The sequence below is a fragment of the Clostridium sp. 1001283B150225_161107_B6 genome (assembly GCF_015556325.1).
Classification (GTDB): domain Bacteria; phylum Bacillota; class Clostridia; order Lachnospirales; family Lachnospiraceae; genus Enterocloster.
Genome location: NZ_JADNMD010000004.1, coordinates 401,533 through 422,404, shown reverse-complemented (window position 1 = coordinate 422,404; position 20,872 = coordinate 401,533). Strand labels below are relative to the sequence as shown.

The following is a 20,872-nucleotide window of genomic DNA, read 5'->3' as shown; positions in this document are numbered from 1 at the left end:
CATAAATAGAGTGCTAAGTCATAGGTTCTAACCCATGGCTTAGCACCATTTTTTTAGTTCAACTCCGAAAGACAGGTTTCATCATACTCCATAAACCGACAAAAGAAAAGCCCCAGCATAGAAAGGGAGGCCCTGCCAGTCTAGGTTTCACCCAGCAAGGACAATAAGGAAAGGCCCGCCGTTTCCGGTAGGCCCAATTTCATAATCCTATTATATCATGTTTTTTCAAAATGTTTTCCATCCGTTTTCCATCATTTACGGATTGTCTATCAGACGTTCCGGGTGCGCCCGTTCAAATGCCATCAGGGCCTCCCCGTGTTTATTAATGATGTACTTGTATGTATACCCCATGTCGCAGGCTATTTGGGTAAAGTTCCTCTCATTACGGACATATCGTCGGTACAGAATGTCAATAAAAAGACTATCATTTATATCATGTATCTCGTCAATCAGCCTATGCTTCAACTCCATGTACTGTATTATACGGTTTTCTATATCTTCCTCCAGACTTACCACCCTTAACGCCTGTGCCTCTGTTTGGTTCCCTTGGGCACTGCCAAATGAAGTCTGCACATTTTCCACTTCACTTCCATTTTTCTTGGCATGTATCCCTTGGGTTCCCCTTGCCTCCCTTAATTCCTGTTTCTTATGCTTTATCTTTTGGTCCAGTACCCCTAACTGACTTAAGTACTCCTTAGCTGTCATCTACTCCCGCCTTTCCCTACAATTCTCTGGCCAGCTGATTCAGCTCCGCCCTGGCCTGGACAATTCGTCTCTTGATGGATTCCTTCGTGTTGTACTGCTCAGAGTTGCCGTACATAGGCGGATATCCGTTCTTGTTCTCAAAGGTCTCATATTCTTTAATGCTGTCCACCAGGGTGTTTACCATGCTCTGTACCATCATAATCCTGTTTATCTTCTTCATAATCGCTTCTTCCTTTCTTCTTAGGGTGCCAAGTTCTCTCATTTTTCCTGAAAAAATCTCTCATAATCGCACCAGGCTCTCAGTCTTTTCATTAGTAGCGAGCCTTAAAAAGCCCTTATTCTATGCGGGTTTACGGTCATGTTCTCGCATTCTCGCATGGATTTCTGTTTTAAGGAGCTATATATTAATACTGCGTGTGTAAGGCATGTCCCGCCATGTAATATAAAATGTATATATGTCTCTATAACAGATATATATGTGAGATTGCGAGACTCATAGTGAAAACCCTTATAAACTCTACACTTTTTTAGTCTCGCATAGTTCTCGCATTCTCGCTTTTTGCCACTTTTATGCCAATTAATCTCGCATTTTTTCATTAAACGGGTCATCAAGGCCAGTATAATCCTCATATTCTTCAAAGGATTTAGGCTGTTGAAGGATAATCTTCACATACCTGGCCCTTGTCTTTTTTCCTGCAACAGTCGTTAAAGAAGCATACCTTCCGTCGCTTGCACGTTCCAGATATCCAGAAACTGACCACTCTTTCTTGACCGCATCAAAATTAAAATCGTTCTCCTCCAATACCTGCATCAGCTCAAACTGGTTAAACATGCAATGGTCTGGCGCTATTTTTCCCAAAATCTTATTACTGTACATTGGGTCGAATAGATTCTCATTCGCAGCAATCCAGTCAATGATGAACTGATATGCTCTCTCGGCCTGAGACACCTCTGCCTCCCTTTTAAGGAATCCCATCCCTTCTAGCAGGTCAACGGCCTTCTCCCCTGGGAACAGGCATTCCCCGGCCAGCTGGTCCGCCAGGAGGATACAGGCGAGGCTCTGCACCTGCTTTCCCGTGCTCTGTGCCAGGATGGACAGTTTTTGGCAAAGGCTTTTGTGCCGTCTTATCAGTTCCGCGTCCGGAATCCCCTGAACATGCTGTACGAACTTCTCTCCTGCATGTCCATTATGTTCTCTGACAGTCTCCAGGACATGCGCAAAGTCTGTAAATAACGGATTATCAATCTCCAGTTCAATCACGCGGTTGACTGCGCCGGCCCCAGATTGTTCTCCCACAATCGGCTGCTCCCCATTAAAAAACGACACATTCTCCCAGGTCTTCCGGTCCTTCTCGCTACTGTTCCTCGACAGCCTTCCTCTCTCCTTTCCCTCCGTCATCGCATAAATCAACTTCTCCAGGCTCCCCCTTGAAAGCTGCGTCTCATCCACGAAAACCGGAAGGCTCTTCATGAGGGCCGCACGGCTTGTACAATAATTAATGGTAGAATCCACGGACAGAATAAGCTCGTCCGGAATCCCCCAGATGGAGGCCGCCACCATGAAGGCAACGGTCTTTCCCGTTCCAGAGGCTCCCCAGAGATGAAGTACAAAACACAGGCAGTTGATTTTCTTAATCAGGATGGAAGCCAGACTTGCGTCCATCAGCAGCCGTACAAATAGGTTCTTCCTATATTCCATACACTCCTTCTGCCAGATATCAAATGAACCGTGGGGGCCTACGGCCTGCACGGTTTTTACCTGCGCATTATCACCATCAAACACGATGTCCTTGACGTAGGGAAAGAACTGCTTCCCAATCCATCCGAAATGGGACACGGCCTTCGTAACCGGCAGGCTGTCTTCGTTTATCCTGTACATGTCAGATATGTAATTAACAAGATTCTTTGCCTTCTGGTCGTTGACGACCACTCCCAGGTTAGCAAGCGTGACAATCTTAGTCTTGGAGCAGCATACTGCCGGTTCCACCTTGATATCCTTCCACATGAATTTTCCGTACCTCCTGACGCTGAATGCTATGTCATACTTCTGTTCTCCGGTCTCTATATTCTCCGTAATACCTATGGGAAGAATCTGCTGGTAGGAAACATCTATGAGAATCGGCGGGTCTGTATCCTTCTTGCCCAGCACCCACTTATACACACCTTTCTCATTGCATATCCAGTCCTCGCATCTAAGCTGCATGGGAGCATCCACAAACTGAGTTATTCCTTCTTTAGGTGGCAGGGCCTTCCCTGAATATGGAGCCGTGGACTTCTGGTACTTAAGGGCACTCTCCACTTTCTGTTCAACCTCTTTATCCGTCATAGGCGGGACACATCTGGTCTCGTTCTCCTTCATTGCCGCAGCCATGATAGCCTCATTTGACAATCCTTTGGCCTGTAAGCTGCAGGCCAGGCGGAAGATGGTATTATCCCGGCTGCCTTCCGGTATTTCCTCTGGAACTGAAAAGGTTGACTTCTTTTTCTTTTCAGGCCTAACAAAATCAATGAACTCATAAACAAGGTCATTTGCCTGTTCTAAGACAAATTCATCCGGGGCCTGTTCCCATTCATACCGATTACCATTTTCATGTATACTGGGTGGCGCCACGAAGTAACCGCCGTCCCCGCGTATGTCAACTGCTTTTTCATCATTTGTGCTGCAAAGTATTTCCCTATCCGCTCTATAAAGAAGGTGATACCCGCCTCTACCGGTTATCGTCCGACATGTATCTAGCAGTTGCCCCTGCTCTGCTTCCCAGTCCCTTAAAGTCTCGTTGCCATACTTTCCTTTTTCCTTGTCAATATCCAAATCAATGACAATAAGTCCGCCGCTAACTTGGCCAGTTGCTATTCCAATGTTATAATTCGGATTCTTCTTCCACCACTTGTCAATCTGGTTAAAATCCGTTGTGGCATCCTGAAATCCGTGTTGTGTGGCAGGATTCTTGGATTTCGGAACCAAGGGGAACACTGCCATCCCCATCTTCGCATAAGCCAGCGCATATTGTCTTAAACTATAGTCTTCCGACATCCTTTACCTGCCCTCCATTTAAAAGTATGATAAGACTTCCTTAGTCATTTTATATTCTATTTTTCTCAATTTCATCCGATTCAAAATTAACCCCTCCTTTCCGGGCGGAGGTTGGTCAGAAAGCTCCGCCCTGTGAGTCCAACACCTCATGCATTCATATCGTGACATATTATAAGCATGTGTTGGGTTTGAATTAACCAGTTGCTGTATGTAAAGGCTTGCGCCGTTACACCAAAACAAATGCACATAAACATTATGATATGATTTTTAAAATTGTTAACCAAATCTGTAATATTTTAATCTATTGCCCCATAGATAAAGGGCAAATACAAGAGTCCCATAATGTCGTCAAACACTCTTGACTGTATCTGGTGGTATATTAACAACTCCAATCCCTGCCATACCAGCGCAAGTATCATATACCACCAGCACGTTTTCAGAATCCTATCCATATTTTTACCTTCCTAAAATTTCAGTTTTGTGGAACAAATGGCTCCGGGCAATAGTATGGCTGCCATGCGACAACCACTTCATTCCATGCATCTTCATGGGGCCAGTTAGGACTCCAAAACATTTTCACTGTGGTCACACTACCGTCTAAATGTCTCATTGTAACCCAATAGTCTCCTGGTTTATCCGGCAACCGCTCCGCTACCGGAGTCCATCCGCCACTCTCATCCCTTACAACCTGATTGGCAACTGCGTTCGATATGTATCTGGTCACATCGTTATTGGTATGTCCAACCTCCCACATCACCTTGCGCATTGCCTCATCTCTAATCTGCTTTTCTGTCATTTTCGTCCTCCAAATTTTAATTCTGGTGTGCAAACAGCCACCATAATACCACCCGATATCTCCTTTTTATATACCTCTTCAATAATAGATGACTGGTCGAGAAGGGTATCTCACGTTGTCAAAAAAAGCAAACTATGGTAAACTGAACATAATGAGCACATGAAAAATCAGATACCAATGGAGGGGAAAATAATGAAAAATGAATACTGCATAACGTGGAAACTGTATCAATCATGGGCGTTTGAAAATCTGCTCAAAGGAGCCCGGCTCGTATTTCTAATCTTTTGGTCCCTATTCGGCCTGATTTTACTCTGGTTAGGTCTTTCTGGCGGATTTAATATATTTTTTATAATCCTTACCATCTATTGCTTTTATCGCGCATTTTTAAGGAATTTTTTATTTGTCAAAAGGCAATATCAACTCCTGGCAAAATCATACGGAAAGGAAAATTGGACCAGGACAATTACCTTCGAGGACGAATGCATATTATTGACAGAAGGCCCAATGTCCTTCCAATACCAATATGCAGACCTTGTGAATATTCGGGAGAGTGATAATAAAATATGGTTAATTTTTAATAATAAGACCGTAATCAGGCTCTATAAGAACGCGTTTGTTGACTCTGACTGGGCAGAATGTAAGGCCTTTTTATCAGCCAAACGCCTTGAAACAGCTGGAGAACAAACGCCGAATCATACAGAGAAAAAAGAGGACGCTTGATTACGCAATAAAATTCTAAGTTAACTTATCAAAATAACGATTTTGTTTGCTTAATTTCACCTGAAGGTTTCCACATTCCGGACAGTACATAACATTTCCAACCATTTCATATAGTCCGGAATCAGGGTTAAAATCATCCAGGACAACCAATCACTCGCCATACCCATTTGAATTATAGGTAACGGCCCTCATGTCGGCCCCGCAAAATTTGCACCTCATTCTGCTGCCCTCGAAACCGGCCCCTTCACGAATATCACCGGCGCCCAGTGGTCCGTCTTATACTGCACCGCGCGTCGTACCTTCGGCAGGGTAAGGGCGGCCCCATCCATAAGATACCGGAGTGGATGCGCCGGCTCCCGGTGGACCACTCCCTCATGCAACAGCTCCGTCATCAGGTCAAAGGCTTCCGCATTCCAGCCACTCCAGAACACCACATGTTCACAGACATCCGAACAGGACAGCAGTTCTCCTTTGTAGTCATAGCCCTTCTCCTCAAACAGCCACTGCAGTTCTGCATAGCTGGCCGAGTCATTCTTGTTTATATAGTCCACCACAATTTTCTTTATCTCTTCTTTATTCATGTTGTTCTCCCTTCTGTTGCGATATCGCAACTTTCACCCTTATCTTATCCAGCAGCTCCATGTGTTTCTCCCGCCTTCGTTCCTCTATATCCATGGACTCAGCCATACTGATAGCTGCCCTTTCGGTACTGCTGGTCCACGTCCTGTTAAAGCTATCAATGCCGCCTTCATAGATTCCCACTCCCGGAAGGAATGGGCGCAGCTGCTTGGCGGTTCTGGGCTTCCGTAATTCCCGCAATGCTTTCGCATGTGTCTGCCTCACGGCCTCTGCAGTGACTCCATATGTTTTTCCGATTTCAGCCAGGGTCATGTCCTGCTGGTACCGTTTCCGTATCACTTCCGGCTGCCGGTCCGGAAGAGCATCCACACATCCCCACAAGGTATCCTTAAGCTGCCCGTCCTGGATTTGTTCTACGACCTCTCCCTCTACATCCGTATCATCCCCAGTCAATTCTCCCACAGTGGCATCCTCGCTGCCTTCTATCCCCAGCACCGGGGCGTCCAAACTGCCCAGGTGAACCGCCCTTGCATTCTCCTTGATTTCCCAAACCTGCTCCAAAATAAGGTCCATTCCTGCTGCAATCTCAGTATCCGTGGGTTTCCTGCCATACTCCATCTTGAAAGATTGGCAAAACCGATTGTACTTCTGTATCTTTTCCAGGCAATGGACCGGCAGACGCAGGCAGCTCCCATTTACCTGCAGGTAACGTTGCATCCCCTGTCGGATGTAATACGCTGCATAGGTCAGGAATTTGAACCCCTGCCCAGGGTCATACTTTTCAATGGCTGCATGGAGGGCCAGGTACCCTTCCTGCTCCAGGTCCTCCACCTCTCCGCTGTTACAGTACTTTATGGCCACAGAATGAATGTAGTCCCTCACCTGCAGATAAAGCTGTTCCATGTTCTTCTGTACATCCTCTCCGGCCTTAATCTGTGCTACAAGCTGCTCGTTTGTCATGGCAGTCACCCACCCTTCCATTTTTGGCAACCAATATGCTTATGTAGATTCGCTGCAGAAACTTAAGGTCATCAACATCCTTTAATGCGCTCATGATGCTTTTCCTGCATTCCCGGGCAACTCCTTTTTTATCTTCTGCTGCCCTATGGCCGAGTTGCACCGGTGCAACTTCATCTACGTCGCCCGAGGTCATCTGCAACAGCTCTCTAAGCTCCTGTAACTCTTCCACGGCGCCGTTATAGCTTTCAAGCATCCGGTCATACTGTTCCTCTGAAATACACATCATTCTCTGCATGCTGCTGCCTCCTTCCTGCCAGCTTCCAGGCCTGCATAATATCCCCTGTTGGCCAAACTCACAATTGCCTCCGCCATCTCACGGTCTGTATCATCATGTTCCCCTATGGTCTTAAGCCATTTATCAACGAATTCTCCTTTATTAATTGGAAATGTCATATCTGCATACCTCCCTTACAAACACTATCTAAAACCTCTCGTAGTTCCCTGATTTTATTTAATAGGTCGAATACAATGTCATTTGCTATACCGGTCTTGATACCTGCATTGGTATAATACGGCGGCGATATCCTCCATAGTTCTCCTGTTCTTTCTATATCCCAATCGAAATACCCCTGTTTCACGTCGTCTACCATTACCTGAACTCTTTCTGCCAGAACTTCAATATCCAACAGTGCATTGTCAATCTCTATTATTGTGACATTCTCTTTATTTTCCACGTCAATCCTCTTCCCTTTCCGGCTCAGAGGTGCTATACTCTAGTTGGTTGAACTTTGGTATAGCGCCTCTGGGCCTATGCTCGTCCTTAACTAATTGGCGTTAGTTAGGGACTTTTTTTGTTTCACGTTTAAGCTTTTCAATATTCATCTTTCCACTTCCTGGCCAAGAATTTCCCTTATGACTGGGATTACGGTTTCAAAGTACACCCACGTATCTACTTCCTTGGATGAATGCTCGCTTTTGCTTCTTCGATACTCTCCGTATTCTTCTGTTTTTAAATTGTTCTCATTAGCAATCCTGCCAACTTTGTTGCCGGAAATATTGAACATTGCTCCTATCTCTCCCGCAGAATACACATTCCGCTCGCTCTTGGGGAGGGGAAGGAGCTTTTCACCGGAGAGTACCTCACTGGCTTTTGCTACGAGAATCGTTTTGTATGTACTGGACAACGTATCCACCTCTGCCAGTCGGAGATACGTCTGCGCCATCCGGCTCTTGGCATTCATCATCATAATTTCAGTTCGGTCTGACTTTTCCTGCTTCTCCCTCTTTTTGGAGAGGAAGGCTTCTGCCAGAACATCCTTGGCCTTTAACTGATACTGCACCAGTTTGTCAACCAGTTCCGGGTTGTTCTCCTTCATGGAGGGGGTGACTGTGATTTTCGCAATCCATAGAGGAACAAAATCATGGCGCAGGCATAAAACCTCCTGCTTCCCGCCTTTGGTAGGGAGGGTTAAATTTGACCCACCTTTGCTCAGTACCACATCTTTGCTGATTTTCTTTCTTTCATTTCTCATCTGGTCCTCGGTAAGCCCTAATCCATCGCACAGCCATTTCACCCCGGCCCAAACCTGCCCATCCTTGTCCTGCGCCGCCATAATCGCATCGCCGCATAAATCCACTTTCTTTACTACTAAATCATTCATATGTCTTTTCCCTTCTTTCATTTTTTAATCTCATGGTCATCATTGTACCAATAAAGGTACTTTAATAGAATCCACATTTGTACCAAAAATGGTACTTTATTTTTGTATACTTTTTGGTACTATATGTTATTGACTCCGTCTCTAAAGTATTGTATACTTATGTATACAAAAAGGAGGATTTACCATGCCTATTTCATATGATAAGCTGTTCAACCTCATGGAATCAAAAGGTATTAAAAAAATCGATTTAAGAACCACGTATCAATTCAACCCTAAAACTGTGGATAGCCTAACCAAAAACCGAAGCGTAACCGTTGATACAATAATGAAATTATGTGAAATTTTAAATTGTCAGCCAGGTGATATATTGGAGTACATTCCCGATGACAATATGCACCCCTCTATGTAGCGCCCCCATATCACACCGCCCTCCGCATCATCCTGTCATGAAGTTCATCCTGCGGACCGGGCTCATTACAGTAAACATGCAAATCTCCCAGAACATTCTCCCATTGTAGGAGAAGGAAGGACAGGTCCCAGTTCTGGTAGTCCCACAGGAGGCAGGCCACGTCCTGGGCATCCCCAATCGGTTTGTTTGCTGGTAAGCGGCTTAACCGGTCCATGGTATAGAAGTAATCCTTTGTTCCCCACTTCTCTCCGTCATATTCCTTCGTAACCGGGTACATCCTCAGCAGCTCCATTGGGGGCAGCCTGCCGATGGTATCCATGACCTGCTTAAGCTCCTGGTACCTGTTCTCTATCTCCAGGCAGGACTTATAAGCTTTTGCATGGTTGAACTCTGCATGATTCTCTTTTCCATAAACCTTAACAGCCAAGAATATGTATCGTGCCAGGTCAACTCCCTGTAGTCTTTCTATACAGCGGGTGCCGCCATGGATATCCGTAAAACGTCTCAGTGCCTTAGTATATTGCCCTTTGCTCTCCACATGTGGCACGATTCCTGCTGTATTCCAGCTCTTCCAGGATTCCTTGATGAAAGGTACCAGTATCTGAAGCGGACCGGGGAACATCCTTAACATCTGGATTACAAAGGCAGTCCGCCTTACCAGCTTACATATCCTGCCCGGTATTTTCCGGTTCTTTAACTCTGCCCTAAACAGCTCCGTGACGTCCTGCTCGTCGTCCTCTCCTACCTTATATACAAAGTTGTCCATAAGGCCAGCCTTAAGGTCTTTACTGCTTATCTTCCGTAAGGAATAGAGCATGTTGTTGACAGATACGGTCCAGTCACGGCACCCCTTGATGATTTCATGCATTTCATTCAGATATTCTGTCTGTAGGTATGCCTCCAATATCCCGCGGCAGGTCTCTATGCCATCGGCATCCACCTGTAACTTCCATGGGGATGGCTGAATCCGCAGGACATGTACTTTGTCCACCAGGCCTGCTGCCTCAATCCGGTCACAGCATGGCTTTGCATATAGCTCCATCCCGGCCTTGGACATTATTTTCTGAATATCGTACAGCATGTCCGGAACATAGGTCCCATCCTTAATATGACTCAATACCACTTCTTTGGTTTCTTTATCCATTGTCCTTACCTCTCCTATAACATCCTTATTAACTGGTCCACCTGCCAGCATTTGTACATATACAATACCGTCATCACCATCGTGATGATTGCCAGCGCCCGCTGCATTTTATCTGGCTCATTGTTACGTCTCATTCCTGTTTCTCCCCTTCCTCTGGACGCTCCAGTTTCTCACCGATTATCTTTTCTATCTTCGCAGGGTATATCCGGAACTCCCACATGGTCTTTCCGGTTTTCTCCGGCGGGATTGCCAATCCCAAGTCCAAAATACCTCTGCGCATGTAATTTCGAATCTTCGCTGGTTTCATTCCCAGGATAGGAGACGCTTCCTCAGGACTTAGCCACAGTCTTGCCATGACATCACCCTCCTTTCATTACCTTATATTCCGATACACTCTTTCACAGCGGATTTACGTTCTTACCGTTTACAACTGGATGGCTGCTGTGGATGGATGTAATTGTCAATGTTCTATTTTTTATACAGGACATGATTTACATGTCACGATATACAACCGTACACATCGTCTGCTTTCCTTTTGAATCTGTATAGGGAATCTTGGTGGGATAATAGTTTTCCTCCAACCACTCCCTAACCTTTTCAAGAACCGATGGCTTGTACTGGATGGTTACTCCATCATGACCATTCCTGCTGTAAGGTGTTGTTACAATCTCACTCTCAAGAATTGTCAGTTTCTGTAATATCGCACTTATTGCCTTGGTGTGTGGATTGCCTTTTTCTGAATAAGCCCCAACTGCTTCCGCAAGGCTTGTACAGTCATACAGCTCTGACATTGTTTCTTTATCTGTAAGAAGTGGTATCCTGATATCGTACCCGGCCTCAGCGTATATGCGTTTTGCCTCCACGGCTATGTACAGCGGGTCAACACCTGCCCTGCTAAAGATAGTGTCGATTGTCTTAACAGTCATGTTGACTGAGGCGCGGGATTCTTTCTTGGGTTTGTCCTGCTTCTCTTTCTTTTTAGTAAGAAATGCTTCTGCAAGCACATCCTTCGCCTTTGACTGATACTGCACCAGTTTGTTAACCAGTTCTGGATTATTCTCTTTCATGGAAGGAGTGACTGTAATCTTTGCAATCCACAGGGGCACAAAGTCATAGCGTAGGCACAACACATCCTTATTTGCGTTTCCTCTTCCCAAGGGATGAAATTTCGTCCCTTCACTTAACACCAAGTCTTCCTGCAATTTCTTTCGTTCACTCTTGCCCTGTCCTTCTGACAAACCAAGTCCATCGCACAGCCATTTCACCCCAGCCCATACCTGACCATCCTTGTCCTGTGCTGCCATAATCGCATCGCCGCATAAATCCACTTTCTTTACTACTAAATCATTCATCCTCTTTCTCCTCCTTTTCTGTCTTTTCACTATCCGCAAAGTACTCTACTGGTACGCCGAAGTATTTTGCTATGGCAAGTAACTTGTCAAACTTAGGAGTATACCTTCCCTTTTTCCAATTCGTTAAAGTAGCTGTTGATACTCCAGTTTCCCTCGAAACTCGATAGTCAGTTACTCCCTTCTTACTTTTTAAATCCAGATATTTTTGATACATTTTTAATGCACCTCCCTTCGTAAAATAATATTGACATTAACTTAGTTTTCTTATATAATCAAGTTACCGGCTAAATTAATAATGAAAACTAAGCTTTCTTTTGCTTAGCTATGATTACTAAGGTGTTTTTAGTATATATTAGTTTTCATAGCTTGCCAAGCATTAGTTTTAGTTTTCGTAGTTATTTTAAGAAAGAGGACTACGAGATGTACGAAAATTTTGAAGCACTGCTAAAAAAATATGGAGTAACCACATATCAGGTTGCTAAGGCCACAGGTATATCAACCGCTTCTTTTACTGGGTGGAAGCAAGGTAAGTGGAACTTCAAAGCAGATAAATTACAAAAAATTGCTGATTTCTTCGGTGTCCCATTATCTTACCTAATGACAGGTAAAATGGAAGAACCAGTAAAAGAGGTTACACTTACTGCTAAGGATGAGCGCGAAATTGGGAAGGATTTGGATAGAATCATGGATGAAATTGAAAAAGATATTGATGGACCATTGTATTACAATGGTGAACCCATTGATGATGAATCACTGGAACTGCTTCGGAAAGCCCTAGAACTTGGCCTCACAAAGTTGAAACAGGAAAATAAGGTTAAGTATAATCCTAACAAGAACAAAAAGAGGTAGCCGTATTGTCTGTTTCAAAGAAGGTGATCATATTGAATGATAGAATACGGAAAAAGGTGACCTATCTAATAAATAAGTTTGGCACTAACGACCCGTTAGAACTGGCCAGATACTTAAACATCAAAGTATTCTTTATGCCGTTAGGTAAAATAGCCGGATTTTACAAATACATGAAACATAACCGGTGTATTTACATAAATTCGGATATTGATGACAATGCTTTCCTTCGGGTCGTTGCAGCCCATGAACTGGGACACGCAGTATTTCACATGAAAGAAAACTGCACTTTTATGGGGGCGCATACTCTCCTGCTTACGTCCAGGGTAGAAAGGCAAGCCAATTTGTTTGCTGCACGCTTACTTATAACAGACGATCTATTATATGAATATGATGGATTTACAAGGGAACAGTTTTGTGATTGCACAGGATATCCAGAGGAATTGATTAATTTAAGATTAAAATAGCCGCTAGCTTTTTAATTAACGTTACAAAGGGGAGGAAAAGATATGTGGTTTTTAGATATGCTTCACGCATCTAAGCTAAAACTGGAGAACGAGGAACTTAAAAAAAGAATATCTGACTTGGGTTGCGATGAATATGAACAGGTTAAGGAGAAAATTAAAGACTTGGAGAATCAGCACACCCAGTATATGGAAAGTGCCCAGAAGGAATTAGATGCTCTTAATGAATCAATTGCTGATAACAACACGACTATATCTAAATTACGCGAAGAGATTTCCACCCTATCTACTAATAGTGATAAACTACAAAAGCAGCTTGGCACTCAAACAAGAAAGCTGCAACGCTCGAAGGAACTATATAAAAGCGTAGATTATTGCATCACTAACTTTCTTGATAGCACCGGAACTGAGCGATTGTCCGCAATACAAGAAATAGAGTATGACGAACTTTCCCCCAGTGTTATTTTGAAATTACATTGTATGGACGTAAAGGATTTGCGAAAAGCTTATAAAAATAATGATAAGCTGATAATCAAGTACTCACAGCATATGCTTCCAGATATACAACAAAAGCAAACAGAACTATTTATCAGCTTATGGTCATCGCTCTTCGTGCAGAATTGCAAAATATTTTATACGATTTAAAGTATGAAAAACTAGAGCAGGCAATCGAAAATGTTAAAATTGTAACTGCGAAATATTTAAAAATTGCTGGAGAAGGAAATCAAAACATAGTTGGTACGCTCACAAAATTCATTGGAGAAATTGAGTATTTATTTATTGATGCTGTAAAAATTGAATATAATTATTATGTAAAGAAAGAACAGGCACGACAAGAACAATTAGCTATAAAACAGCAAATGCGCGAAGAGGCCGAAGAGCGCCGGTTGTTAGAGCAGCAACGCAAAAAAATCGAACAAGAGGAAACTAAATACCAGAGCGAAATTGATAAAGCAAATGAAGCCTTGTCCATTGCAACTGATGATAAACAAATTGAAGATTTGAAACGCAAAATTCTTGAATTACAAGGACAACTCTCCGATGTTGCCATAAAGAAAGAAGAAATTGCAAATCTACAGAACGGAAAAGCTGGCAATGTATATGTTATAAGTAATTTAGGTTCATTCGGGGAGAATATTTTTAAAATTGGAATGACACGAAGACTTAATCCTCAGGACCGTGTTGATGAGTTGGGTAGCGCCAGTGTTCCGTTCCGTTTTGATGTACATAGTTTTATTTTTTCAGATGACGCCGTTAGCTTGGAAAATAAGCTTCACACAATTCTAAATGAAAAACGTGTCAATAAGGTCAATCTGAGAAAGGAATTTTTCTATGCAACTTTGGAAGAACTGGAGTCACTAGTTACAGAATTAGATCCAACGGCTGAATTTAACAAAACAATGATTGCGGAGGAATTCCGTCAATCTCAATCGACCGATACTCCGTATACAAATGATTATGTCGCCAGTTACACTGATGACGATGATGAATAAAATTAAATCTGTAGTTTTTATAAATTATATGAGGAGGTTTTGTTATGAGAAAAATAAAATTATTACTTGCCACGATCACAATGTCCATAATTATGAGTAGCACTGCTATTGCTGGAACCTGGGCACAGGACACTACAGGGTGGTACTATCAAAATGATGATGGTACTTGCCCCACTAATCAATGGTTCCAAGACTATGACGGAAAATGGTACTACTTAAATGAGACTGGTTATATGCTCACAAATGGCACCGCTCCGGACGGCCGGATTGTAGGAACTGACGGGGCATGGATACAGCCAGTCAACGGAGAACCAAAGACTATATTGCGCGAGATAAACAATTGGGTTATTGGTGATATCTGGAATCACGGTTATTGTGACTTCAGCCATTATGAATACGATGGAAAAGATAGCACTGGTCGATCAATCGACATTGATTATTCACTCCAACTATTCAAAGATTCTTATAAGAAAAAAGCTGGATATGATGCTTACATTAATTCTCTTCCAGATGATTATACAGCATTAAAAACCGCCTGGAATAAATTAAGTAGTGAATCCGATAAATTATATAAACATTTTGAATCTGGCGTACTACAGACAGGAAATGACACCGATACAGCAATTTTTGTTCAATATAGAGAAGCATTTTCCAAGTGTGTTTCAGAGAAAAAATAATAAATAAGAAAAAAGTCCCAGGGGCTGCGAACTCTCCATGCTCCCGGGACCACCTCCTTAACAACATAATATATTTACCCGGGCAGCCAGTAGAGCGGCTGCGGCACCCGTCCTGAGTTTTGACAGGAGGGGATGCTTATGAGTACATATGAGGAATTGCAGTTAATTACATCCGTGGCATTACTAATCGTTGCAATCCTAACTTACACACATAAGAAATAGCCGCCCTGCTCCTGACAAAGTAGACGGCTATTCTTAGCTTAATATTGCGCCAGGACGGGGAGCCTTGACCTCCCTTACTGGCTGTCTTGTTAAGTATATTATACCAAATATACCGAAATTGTCAAATGTGAAAAGCGGCCCTGTTACCAGCAGGAACCGCCCTCACATAGATTCTCTTGCCGGACTGCTCCGGAAGATATTCTTTCACCCAAAGAAATTATATCATTCCCAGAGCGTCCTGGCAAGGGGCGTATTTTTTATACCCAAAATCGGTTGCGATATCGCAACAGGAAAGGACTGATATCATGCCAAGACGCAGGAAACACCCCCGGCTCCCCAACGGCTACGGCTCCATCCGCTACCTGGGCAAGAGCCGCAAAAACCCCTATGCCGTCCATCCGCCGGCAGACATTGACGGAAACCGGCCTCCGGCCCTCTGCTATGTGGATGACTGGATGAAGGGTTTCATTGTCCTCACATCCTACAAGGCCGGCACCTATACTCCTGGTATGGAGGCCACACTGCTGCTCCCGGATGATACCAAGCAGCTCGACGAGCTGACAGGGAAACTCCTGGCAGATTACAACCGCGTCAAGGGAATCGAACCGGATGAGCCGGAAAAGACCTTCTCAGAGGTCTACAAGGCATTCTACGCCGATAAATTCACGGAAGGGCACAAATACTCAGCTTCAACTATACGGGCCATACAGGCCGGCTACAGGAACTGTAAGTCATTATATGATAAAGAATTCAGGGCCTTACGCTCAAAAGATTTGCAGGACAATCTGGATTCCTGTAATTTAAAGCATGCCAGTTTAGAATTAATCAAGAATCTATATTGTCAAATGTATAAGTACGCAGATAGTCAGGGCTGGTGCGATAAAGACTACAGCCAGTTTGTGAAAATCAAAAAGGATGATGATGATGAGCACGGAGTACCCTTCACGGACGATGAGCTTAAACTATTGTGGAGCAATAAGGGCGACGACACCGCGGATATGTTGTTAATCATGTGTTATTCTGGCTGGCGCATATCGGAATATCTAGAACTTGAAGTAAATTTAAAAGATAAATATTTCTTTGGTGGAAGCAAGACAGACGCAGGAAAAAACCGGACCGTACCGATTCATTCCTCAATCTTCCCTTTGGTTGAGAACCGAATAGAACAATACGGGCATATATTGGCCTGTACAGTAAAGGAATTCAGAGCGCAAATGGATGAACTGCTCAATCATCTCAATATACCAAATGAGCCAAAACATACCCCACATGACTGCCGTCACACCTTTTCCCGCCTTTGTGAAAAATACAAAGTTGCGGAAAATGACCGCAAACGGATGTTAGGCCATTCCTTCAAAGGAGATGTTACTAACAAAGTTTACGGTCACCGTGAGTTGGAAGATTTACGAGAAGAGATTGAAAGGATAAAAATTAATTTGTGACTTTATTGTGACCAATAAGCCCTAACAACATAGTAGAAAGTGGCAGGTTGCGGAATGCTTTGAAATCCCGTAAACCCGCATAAAACCTACTAGTTTCAACCATTTTAGTTTCAAAATCTTCCCTACTGGTAACCTCATTTATTTAAATTACTCTTAATTTTTATGATTTAAAATCAACGGTTTTGCGTTGGTTTACAGGCTACCCTCCACATACCTGCCCAGAAACCGGAATACCGCTTTCCAATACGCATCCCCGCCCGCCAGTGAGGCCTCCACATGCGCCGCGCCTTTCACTGCCAGGCACTCCTTCTGGCTTTTGCAGGCATCATAGAGCTCCTTCATCATTTTAAAAGGCACAAACCGGTCCTCCGTGCCGTGGATAAAGAAAACAGGCAGCCTGGTCCTGGCCACGCATTTTAATGCATCTGCATCCTTTATGCCGTACCCTGCCCTTATGCGGGCAACCAAATCCGCGCAGTATAAAAACGGGAAAGCCGGCAGATGGAATTGGGACTTCATCTGATATGACAAAACAGACCAGGCGGACGTATATCCGCAGTCTTCCACTGCCGCCTTTACATTGGGAGGAAGTTCCTCTCCCGCAGCCATCATCACGGATGCCGCGCCCATGGATACCCCGTATAAGACAATTTCCGATTCCGGATATTGTTTAATAAGCCAGCATATCCATTTTTTGATATCCAGACGGTCGTGCCATCCCATTCCCACATATGTACCCTGGCTCTTTCCGTGGCCTCTGGCATCCGGCAGAAGAAGATTAAAGCCCGCCTGATAAAAAGCCAGCGCTTCCCTTCCAAACCAAAGCCCGGAATCATCATACCCATGGACCAGTATAACCCATTTTTTACTTGGTTCCCTTTGCAGGCACAGATAGCCGTGAAGCCTTAAACGGTCAAAGGACAAGATTTCACGGTCCTCATATTGTTCCTTAAGCCGCCTCACAGCTTCACCTGCATTTCGTTTTGCTCCCAGCCTTTTTTCCGGCTTTTTTGCGCCGGGCGCAGGTTTTAACAGAGCTGATTTATCCGTTGACGCATCCAGGGCTATATGAAAAAAATATTCCCCGGCCAGCAGGCAGGCTGCTCCCGCTGCTATACATGCCGTACACGCCGCTGCTCTCCTCATCCAATACCGCCTCCTTAAAAATACATATCATCTTCCAATATACGATTTCAAACAGTTTCAAATGTCCATAAGGTTAAAAATGAAGATTTCCTGTTTTAACCAAAATACGAAGAACCTTCTAGTTTATAATTTTTGAATCATCACATAATAGGATTGTAACACAAAACAAGCCATGAACCACTAAACAATTTCATGGCAAATACAATACAAGGAGGCGTTTTATTATGTCTAACAATTCTAACAGAACAAATGTACCTGAAGCAAAGGAAGCAATGGACAGATTTAAGATGGAGGTTGCCAACGAGATTGGTGTTCCGTTAACCAACGGATACAATGGTAACCTGACTTCTGCACAGAATGGTTCCGTAGGTGGCTATATGGTTAAGAAGATGATTGAAGCCCAGGAGCGTCAGATGGCAGGTAAATAAATCCTACCTTTCTGAAGGATTTCTGAAGTAAGATTGTATTGTTGCTGGAAACAGCAGAAAATCCCCAGACTATGTGTGAAACACAGTCTGGGGATTTTGTCAAATCAGACTAATCTACATACACCACTTTTCCGGTGCGGGCCTTTTCTTCCTTTGTGTCGGCTGCATATCCAAGGGCGGCCATACCGTATACCTCATGGCCGGAAGGCACTCCGAAGGATGTCAGTATCCGGCGGATGTCCGGCTCGTCGCAGATTCCCTGGAGCTGGTTAATCCACACAGAACCGATTCCAAGGGAATGGGCTGCAAGGAATATATTTTCCATGGCACATGCATCGTCTTCCCTGCCAAACCGGCTCTGCTTTTCATTGGACGGAATGACCAGCACCCGGGGCTGGTACATATCATATCCCTGACGGTCCAGCGCCTTTTCTATGGCCGATGCCAGCATCTGGATTTTCTCCCTGTTTCTGACAACCGTGAACTGCCATGTCTGGAGTCCCATTCCGCTGGGCGCATGAAGGGCCGCCTGCACAATCAGCTCCAACTCTTCCTCAGGAATGGGCTTGTCTGAAAACTTTCTGGTACTTCTCCTGGTTAAAATCGTGTTCAATGTCTCATTCATGGTAAAACACTCCTTTCTCTTCCTGCTCTTTCCTTCGCCTTTTATATAACCTTAAATGCCCATATATTGCCTGCCGGCCCGACATCTCCTACAGGTTCAGCTTCTCATAATTGGTTCCCAGGTAATCCTCCACCTTCCGTTTCAGCTCCCTGTGCTCATCCTTTTCCAGCTGCGGGTCCTCATCCAGAATACGGTTCACCTCCTGGGAAACCTTTTTCAAAATATCGGCATCCGTAAATATGTCCGCCAGCCTAAATTCCATATCGCCGCTCTGGCGCAGACCAAAGATATCGCCCGGACCGCGCAGCTTCAAATCCTCTGAAGCAATATAAAATCCGTCGTTGGAACGGTTCAGTATATCCAGGCGCTCCCCTGCCCCTTCATCCCTGGAGCAGTTGACCATAATGCAGTACGACTGGTCCTTTCCCCTGCCAACACGTCCGCGGAGCTGGTGGAGCTGGGCCAGGCCGAACCGTTCAGCGTTTTCAATCATCATTACCGTGGCATTGGGCACATTAACCCCTACCTCAATGACAGTGGTGGATACCAGGACATGAATTTCTCCTGCTGCAAAGCGCTCCATAATGGCATTTTTCTCCTTGCCCTTCATCTTGCCATGGAGATACTCCACTGTAACGGAGGACGGCAGCGCTTTCTTCAGGGCCTTGGTGTAATCCAGTACATTTTCAGCCTCAATCATCTCGCTCTCCTCCACCATGGGGCAGATGACATAGGCCTGATGGCCCTCCGCCACCTGGCGCTCAATGAACGCATATGCCTTGGGACGGTAGCCCGGGTCCACCACACAGTTTTTTATGGTCTGACGTCCCGCAGGCAGCTCATCTATGACGGATATATCCAAATCCCCGTACAGAATAATGGCCAGTGTGCGGGGAATGGGCGTGGCGCTCATGACCAGCACATGAGGCTCCTGCCCTTTGCTGCTGAGAAGTTCCCTCTGACCCACGCCGAACCGGTGCTGCTCATCCGTAATAACCAGGGCCAGGTTGTCGTATACCACTTTTTCCTGAATCAGGGCATGGGTTCCGATTATGATGTCCGCCTCATGGCTGGCAATCCTTGCATATGCCAGTCTTTTTTCCTTGGCCGTCATGGAGCCGGTGACCAGCACAGGAATCTTATCAATTCCCTGTTTCTCAAAGAGGCTGGTCATGGATTCAAAATGCTGTCTGGCCAGCACCTCCGTGGGTACCATGAGCGCGCCCTGATATCCATTGTATGCAGCCTCCAGCAGGGCCAGAATCGCAATAATGGTCTTTCCTGAACCCACGTCTCCCTGAATCAGGCGGTTCATCACCAGCCCCTTTTCCATGTCGTCATACACTTCCCTCAGGGCTCTTTCCTGGGCCCCTGTAAGGGCATAGGGCAGACCGGACTTAAAGGCAGCCACCTCCTTTGCCTCCTTTATCACAAAGGCGGAATGCCGCTCCTCCCTGTGTTCCTTCAGACGCCTGACGCCTACCAGGAACATGAAGAACTCGTCAAACACCAGGCGTTTCCTGGCAAAGAGCAGTTCTGTCTGGTCAGCCGGGAAATGGATGTGCTCCATGGCATAATTGATTTCCGCCAGCTCATATCTGCGCCTTATATCCGGAGGCATGTACTCACGCTCCATGTTCCGCACTTCCAGGGCCGTCTGCTGCGCCCGCACAATGGTCTTGTTGCTCAGTCCCCTGGTCTGTCCGTATACAGGCTGCATGGAACCTGCCAGGGCCTCATAGCTCTCCGGTGTAAATACCTCCGGCTGCTCCATGACCATCCTGCCCCGTTTCTTAACCACCCTGCCCCGGAATACGTACTTTACGCCGGTCTTTAAATTTGCCCTCATGTAGGGCATATTATACCAGGATACCTGCAGGGAGCCTGTCAAATCCTTAAGCTGCACCGAGACAATCTGCATATGGCCCAGGCGCACAAGGTCGGCTCCCTTAACCAGTGCGGACTCCACCGCCATAATGGTCTGCTCCTTTAACTGCCCGATGGCCACCGGCGCCTCATACGCATCGTAAGCCCTGGGATAATAGGACAGCAGGTCATCTATGGTGGCAACTCCCAGTTTTTCAAATAATTTTCCTGTCTTTTCGCCGATTCCTTTTAACGAGTCTACCGGCTGTCTGTTCAACATGTGTCAGAATCCTCCGAAGGAAG

Annotated in this window: 26 protein-coding genes; 9 read left to right on the top strand and 17 right to left on the bottom strand. The window is 45.0% G+C overall.

Features of this window, described 5'->3' with window-relative positions; all coding sequences use genetic code 11:
* Positions 1–255: 255 nt before the first annotated feature.
* From I2H39_RS13335 to I2H39_RS13305, 4 genes are all read right to left on the bottom strand, one after another.
* On the bottom strand, positions 256–705 hold the full coding sequence (locus I2H39_RS13335) for a hypothetical protein (RefSeq protein ID WP_195626675.1): 450 nt from the start codon (positions 703–705) through the stop codon (positions 256–258).
* 16 nt (positions 706–721) lie between these two features.
* A complete protein-coding gene (locus I2H39_RS13330; protein WP_195626689.1) occupies positions 722–925 on the bottom strand; it encodes a hypothetical protein in 204 nt (67 codons plus the stop codon).
* Between the two features lie 357 nt (positions 926–1,282).
* Positions 1,283–3,739 (bottom strand): bifunctional DNA primase/polymerase, encoded by a 2,457-nt coding sequence (locus I2H39_RS29215; RefSeq protein WP_227146283.1) that lies wholly within the window; start codon positions 3,737–3,739, stop codon positions 1,283–1,285.
* A gap of 472 nt (positions 3,740–4,211) precedes the next feature.
* Complete coding sequence (locus I2H39_RS13305) at positions 4,212–4,535, bottom strand: hypothetical protein (RefSeq protein ID WP_195626674.1); 324 nt, start codon at positions 4,533–4,535, stop codon at positions 4,212–4,214.
* Positions 4,536–4,694: 159 nt separating this feature from the next.
* On the opposite strand from I2H39_RS13305, the gene I2H39_RS13300 reads away from it, so the two are divergent.
* On the top strand, positions 4,695–5,255 hold the full coding sequence (locus I2H39_RS13300) for a hypothetical protein (protein ID WP_207746807.1): 561 nt from the start codon (positions 4,695–4,697) through the stop codon (positions 5,253–5,255).
* Positions 5,256–5,470: 215 nt separating this feature from the next.
* Here I2H39_RS13300 and I2H39_RS13295 read toward each other — a convergent pair whose 3' ends face one another.
* From I2H39_RS13295 to I2H39_RS13270, 6 genes are all read right to left on the bottom strand, one after another.
* A complete protein-coding gene (locus I2H39_RS13295; RefSeq protein ID WP_195626672.1) occupies positions 5,471–5,836 on the bottom strand; it encodes a hypothetical protein in 366 nt (121 codons plus the stop codon).
* Positions 5,829–6,794 (bottom strand): sigma-70 family RNA polymerase sigma factor, encoded by a 966-nt coding sequence (locus tag I2H39_RS13290; protein WP_195626671.1) that lies wholly within the window; start codon positions 6,792–6,794, stop codon positions 5,829–5,831. The genes I2H39_RS13295 and I2H39_RS13290 overlap by 8 nt, the downstream gene beginning before the upstream one ends.
* On the bottom strand, positions 6,763–7,089 hold the full coding sequence (locus I2H39_RS13285; protein ID WP_195626670.1) for a hypothetical protein: 327 nt from the start codon (positions 7,087–7,089) through the stop codon (positions 6,763–6,765). Before I2H39_RS13285 ends, I2H39_RS13290 begins: the two co-directional genes overlap by 32 nt.
* Positions 7,077–7,247, bottom strand: a complete 171-nt coding sequence (locus tag I2H39_RS13280; protein WP_195626669.1) for a hypothetical protein — start codon at positions 7,245–7,247, stop codon at positions 7,077–7,079. The genes I2H39_RS13285 and I2H39_RS13280 overlap by 13 nt, the downstream gene beginning before the upstream one ends.
* The gene (locus I2H39_RS13275) at positions 7,244–7,528 is read right to left on the bottom strand and encodes a hypothetical protein (protein WP_195626668.1); all 285 of its coding nucleotides are present in this window, start codon (positions 7,526–7,528) and stop codon (positions 7,244–7,246) included. Before I2H39_RS13275 ends, I2H39_RS13280 begins: the two co-directional genes overlap by 4 nt.
* A gap of 144 nt (positions 7,529–7,672) precedes the next feature.
* Entirely contained in the window at positions 7,673–8,455 is a 783-nt protein-coding gene (locus I2H39_RS13270; protein WP_207746806.1) for a phage antirepressor N-terminal domain-containing protein, read from the bottom strand.
* A 184-nt stretch (positions 8,456–8,639) separates the two neighbouring features.
* Between I2H39_RS13270 and I2H39_RS13265 the strand changes: the two genes are divergently transcribed.
* On the top strand, positions 8,640–8,864 hold the full coding sequence (locus I2H39_RS13265) for a helix-turn-helix transcriptional regulator (RefSeq protein ID WP_195626666.1): 225 nt from the start codon (positions 8,640–8,642) through the stop codon (positions 8,862–8,864).
* Positions 8,865–8,874: 10 nt separating this feature from the next.
* Here I2H39_RS13265 and I2H39_RS13260 read toward each other — a convergent pair whose 3' ends face one another.
* The 4 genes from I2H39_RS13260 to I2H39_RS13245 all read right to left on the bottom strand — a co-directional run bounded on the left by I2H39_RS13260 (position 8,875) and on the right by I2H39_RS13245 (position 11,574).
* Positions 8,875–10,008 (bottom strand): hypothetical protein, encoded by a 1,134-nt coding sequence (locus tag I2H39_RS13260; RefSeq protein ID WP_195626665.1) that lies wholly within the window; start codon positions 10,006–10,008, stop codon positions 8,875–8,877.
* A gap of 130 nt (positions 10,009–10,138) precedes the next feature.
* Positions 10,139–10,363, bottom strand: coding sequence for a hypothetical protein (locus I2H39_RS13255; RefSeq protein ID WP_195626664.1), 225 nt, complete (start codon positions 10,361–10,363; stop codon positions 10,139–10,141).
* A gap of 136 nt (positions 10,364–10,499) precedes the next feature.
* Complete coding sequence (locus tag I2H39_RS13250) at positions 10,500–11,360, bottom strand: phage antirepressor N-terminal domain-containing protein (protein ID WP_195626663.1); 861 nt, start codon at positions 11,358–11,360, stop codon at positions 10,500–10,502.
* A complete protein-coding gene (locus tag I2H39_RS13245; protein ID WP_195626662.1) occupies positions 11,353–11,574 on the bottom strand; it encodes a helix-turn-helix transcriptional regulator in 222 nt (73 codons plus the stop codon). The genes I2H39_RS13250 and I2H39_RS13245 overlap by 8 nt, the downstream gene beginning before the upstream one ends.
* A 206-nt stretch (positions 11,575–11,780) precedes the next feature.
* Between I2H39_RS13245 and I2H39_RS13240 the strand changes: the two genes are divergently transcribed.
* From I2H39_RS13240 to I2H39_RS29210, 6 genes are all read left to right on the top strand, one after another.
* Positions 11,781–12,209: a helix-turn-helix transcriptional regulator gene (locus tag I2H39_RS13240; protein ID WP_195626661.1), complete on the top strand. Its 429-nt coding sequence runs from the start codon at positions 11,781–11,783 to the stop codon at positions 12,207–12,209.
* Between the two features lie 5 nt (positions 12,210–12,214).
* On the top strand, positions 12,215–12,673 hold the full coding sequence (locus I2H39_RS13235; RefSeq protein ID WP_227146286.1) for an ImmA/IrrE family metallo-endopeptidase: 459 nt from the start codon (positions 12,215–12,217) through the stop codon (positions 12,671–12,673).
* A gap of 42 nt (positions 12,674–12,715) precedes the next feature.
* Positions 12,716–13,315, top strand: coding sequence for a hypothetical protein (locus tag I2H39_RS13230; RefSeq protein WP_195626660.1), 600 nt, complete (start codon positions 12,716–12,718; stop codon positions 13,313–13,315).
* Positions 13,267–14,163 (top strand): GIY-YIG nuclease family protein, encoded by an 897-nt coding sequence (locus I2H39_RS13225; RefSeq protein WP_207746805.1) that lies wholly within the window; start codon positions 13,267–13,269, stop codon positions 14,161–14,163. Before I2H39_RS13230 ends, I2H39_RS13225 begins: the two co-directional genes overlap by 49 nt.
* 44 nt (positions 14,164–14,207) lie before the next feature.
* The gene (locus I2H39_RS13220) at positions 14,208–14,840 is read left to right on the top strand and encodes a hypothetical protein (RefSeq protein WP_195626659.1); all 633 of its coding nucleotides are present in this window, start codon (positions 14,208–14,210) and stop codon (positions 14,838–14,840) included.
* Positions 14,841–15,505: 665 nt separating this feature from the next.
* Complete coding sequence (locus tag I2H39_RS29210; protein WP_330640919.1) at positions 15,506–16,504, top strand: hypothetical protein; 999 nt, start codon at positions 15,506–15,508, stop codon at positions 16,502–16,504.
* Positions 16,505–16,696: 192 nt separating this feature from the next.
* Here I2H39_RS29210 and I2H39_RS13205 read toward each other — a convergent pair whose 3' ends face one another.
* Positions 16,697–17,650: an alpha/beta fold hydrolase gene (locus I2H39_RS13205; protein ID WP_195626658.1), complete on the bottom strand. Its 954-nt coding sequence runs from the start codon at positions 17,648–17,650 to the stop codon at positions 16,697–16,699.
* A gap of 221 nt (positions 17,651–17,871) precedes the next feature.
* On the opposite strand from I2H39_RS13205, the gene I2H39_RS13200 reads away from it, so the two are divergent.
* Complete coding sequence (locus I2H39_RS13200; protein WP_347563808.1) at positions 17,872–18,078, top strand: alpha/beta-type small acid-soluble spore protein; 207 nt, start codon at positions 17,872–17,874, stop codon at positions 18,076–18,078.
* 109 nt (positions 18,079–18,187) lie between these two features.
* Here the strand turns inward: I2H39_RS13200 and I2H39_RS13195 are convergent, their stop codons facing one another.
* Both I2H39_RS13195 and recG read right to left on the bottom strand, forming a co-directional pair.
* The gene (locus I2H39_RS13195) at positions 18,188–18,703 is read right to left on the bottom strand and encodes a nitroreductase family protein (RefSeq protein WP_138307359.1); all 516 of its coding nucleotides are present in this window, start codon (positions 18,701–18,703) and stop codon (positions 18,188–18,190) included.
* Positions 18,704–18,791: 88 nt separating this feature from the next.
* On the bottom strand, positions 18,792–20,849 hold the full coding sequence (recG, locus tag I2H39_RS13190; RefSeq protein WP_195626657.1) for an ATP-dependent DNA helicase RecG: 2,058 nt from the start codon (positions 20,847–20,849) through the stop codon (positions 18,792–18,794).
* Between the last annotated feature and the right edge of the window lie 23 nt (positions 20,850–20,872).

Coding starts and splice junctions, on each gene's coding strand:
- I2H39_RS13205 (WP_195626658.1), bottom strand. CDS start 17,650: ATGAGGAGAGCAGCGGCGTGTACGGCATGTATAGCAGCGGGAGCAGCC.
- recG (WP_195626657.1), bottom strand. CDS start 20,849: ATGTTGAACAGACAGCCGGTAGACTCGTTAAAAGGAATCGGCGAAAAG.
- I2H39_RS13305 (WP_195626674.1), bottom strand. CDS start 4,535: ATGACAGAAAAGCAGATTAGAGATGAGGCAATGCGCAAGGTGATGTGG.
- I2H39_RS13300 (WP_207746807.1), top strand. CDS start 4,695: ATGAAAAATCAGATACCAATGGAGGGGAAAATAATGAAAAATGAATAC.
- I2H39_RS13225 (WP_207746805.1), top strand. CDS start 13,267: ATGGTCATCGCTCTTCGTGCAGAATTGCAAAATATTTTATACGATTTA.
- I2H39_RS13270 (WP_207746806.1), bottom strand. CDS start 8,455: ATGAATGATTTAGTAGTAAAGAAAGTGGATTTATGCGGCGATGCGATT.
- I2H39_RS13330 (WP_195626689.1), bottom strand. CDS start 925: ATGAAGAAGATAAACAGGATTATGATGGTACAGAGCATGGTAAACACC.
- I2H39_RS13220 (WP_195626659.1), top strand. CDS start 14,208: ATGAGAAAAATAAAATTATTACTTGCCACGATCACAATGTCCATAATT.
- I2H39_RS13260 (WP_195626665.1), bottom strand. CDS start 10,008: ATGGATAAAGAAACCAAAGAAGTGGTATTGAGTCATATTAAGGATGGG.
- I2H39_RS29215 (WP_227146283.1), bottom strand. CDS start 3,739: ATGTCGGAAGACTATAGTTTAAGACAATATGCGCTGGCTTATGCGAAG.
- I2H39_RS13240 (WP_195626661.1), top strand. CDS start 11,781: ATGTACGAAAATTTTGAAGCACTGCTAAAAAAATATGGAGTAACCACA.
- I2H39_RS13265 (WP_195626666.1), top strand. CDS start 8,640: ATGCCTATTTCATATGATAAGCTGTTCAACCTCATGGAATCAAAAGGT.
- I2H39_RS13280 (WP_195626669.1), bottom strand. CDS start 7,247: ATGACATTTCCAATTAATAAAGGAGAATTCGTTGATAAATGGCTTAAG.
- I2H39_RS13290 (WP_195626671.1), bottom strand. CDS start 6,794: ATGACAAACGAGCAGCTTGTAGCACAGATTAAGGCCGGAGAGGATGTA.
- I2H39_RS13255 (WP_195626664.1), bottom strand. CDS start 10,363: ATGGCAAGACTGTGGCTAAGTCCTGAGGAAGCGTCTCCTATCCTGGGA.
- I2H39_RS13335 (WP_195626675.1), bottom strand. CDS start 705: ATGACAGCTAAGGAGTACTTAAGTCAGTTAGGGGTACTGGACCAAAAG.
- I2H39_RS13230 (WP_195626660.1), top strand. CDS start 12,716: ATGTGGTTTTTAGATATGCTTCACGCATCTAAGCTAAAACTGGAGAAC.
- I2H39_RS13295 (WP_195626672.1), bottom strand. CDS start 5,836: ATGAATAAAGAAGAGATAAAGAAAATTGTGGTGGACTATATAAACAAG.
- I2H39_RS13195 (WP_138307359.1), bottom strand. CDS start 18,703: ATGAATGAGACATTGAACACGATTTTAACCAGGAGAAGTACCAGAAAG.
- I2H39_RS13245 (WP_195626662.1), bottom strand. CDS start 11,574: ATGTATCAAAAATATCTGGATTTAAAAAGTAAGAAGGGAGTAACTGAC.
- I2H39_RS13250 (WP_195626663.1), bottom strand. CDS start 11,360: ATGAATGATTTAGTAGTAAAGAAAGTGGATTTATGCGGCGATGCGATT.
- I2H39_RS13285 (WP_195626670.1), bottom strand. CDS start 7,089: ATGCAGAGAATGATGTGTATTTCAGAGGAACAGTATGACCGGATGCTT.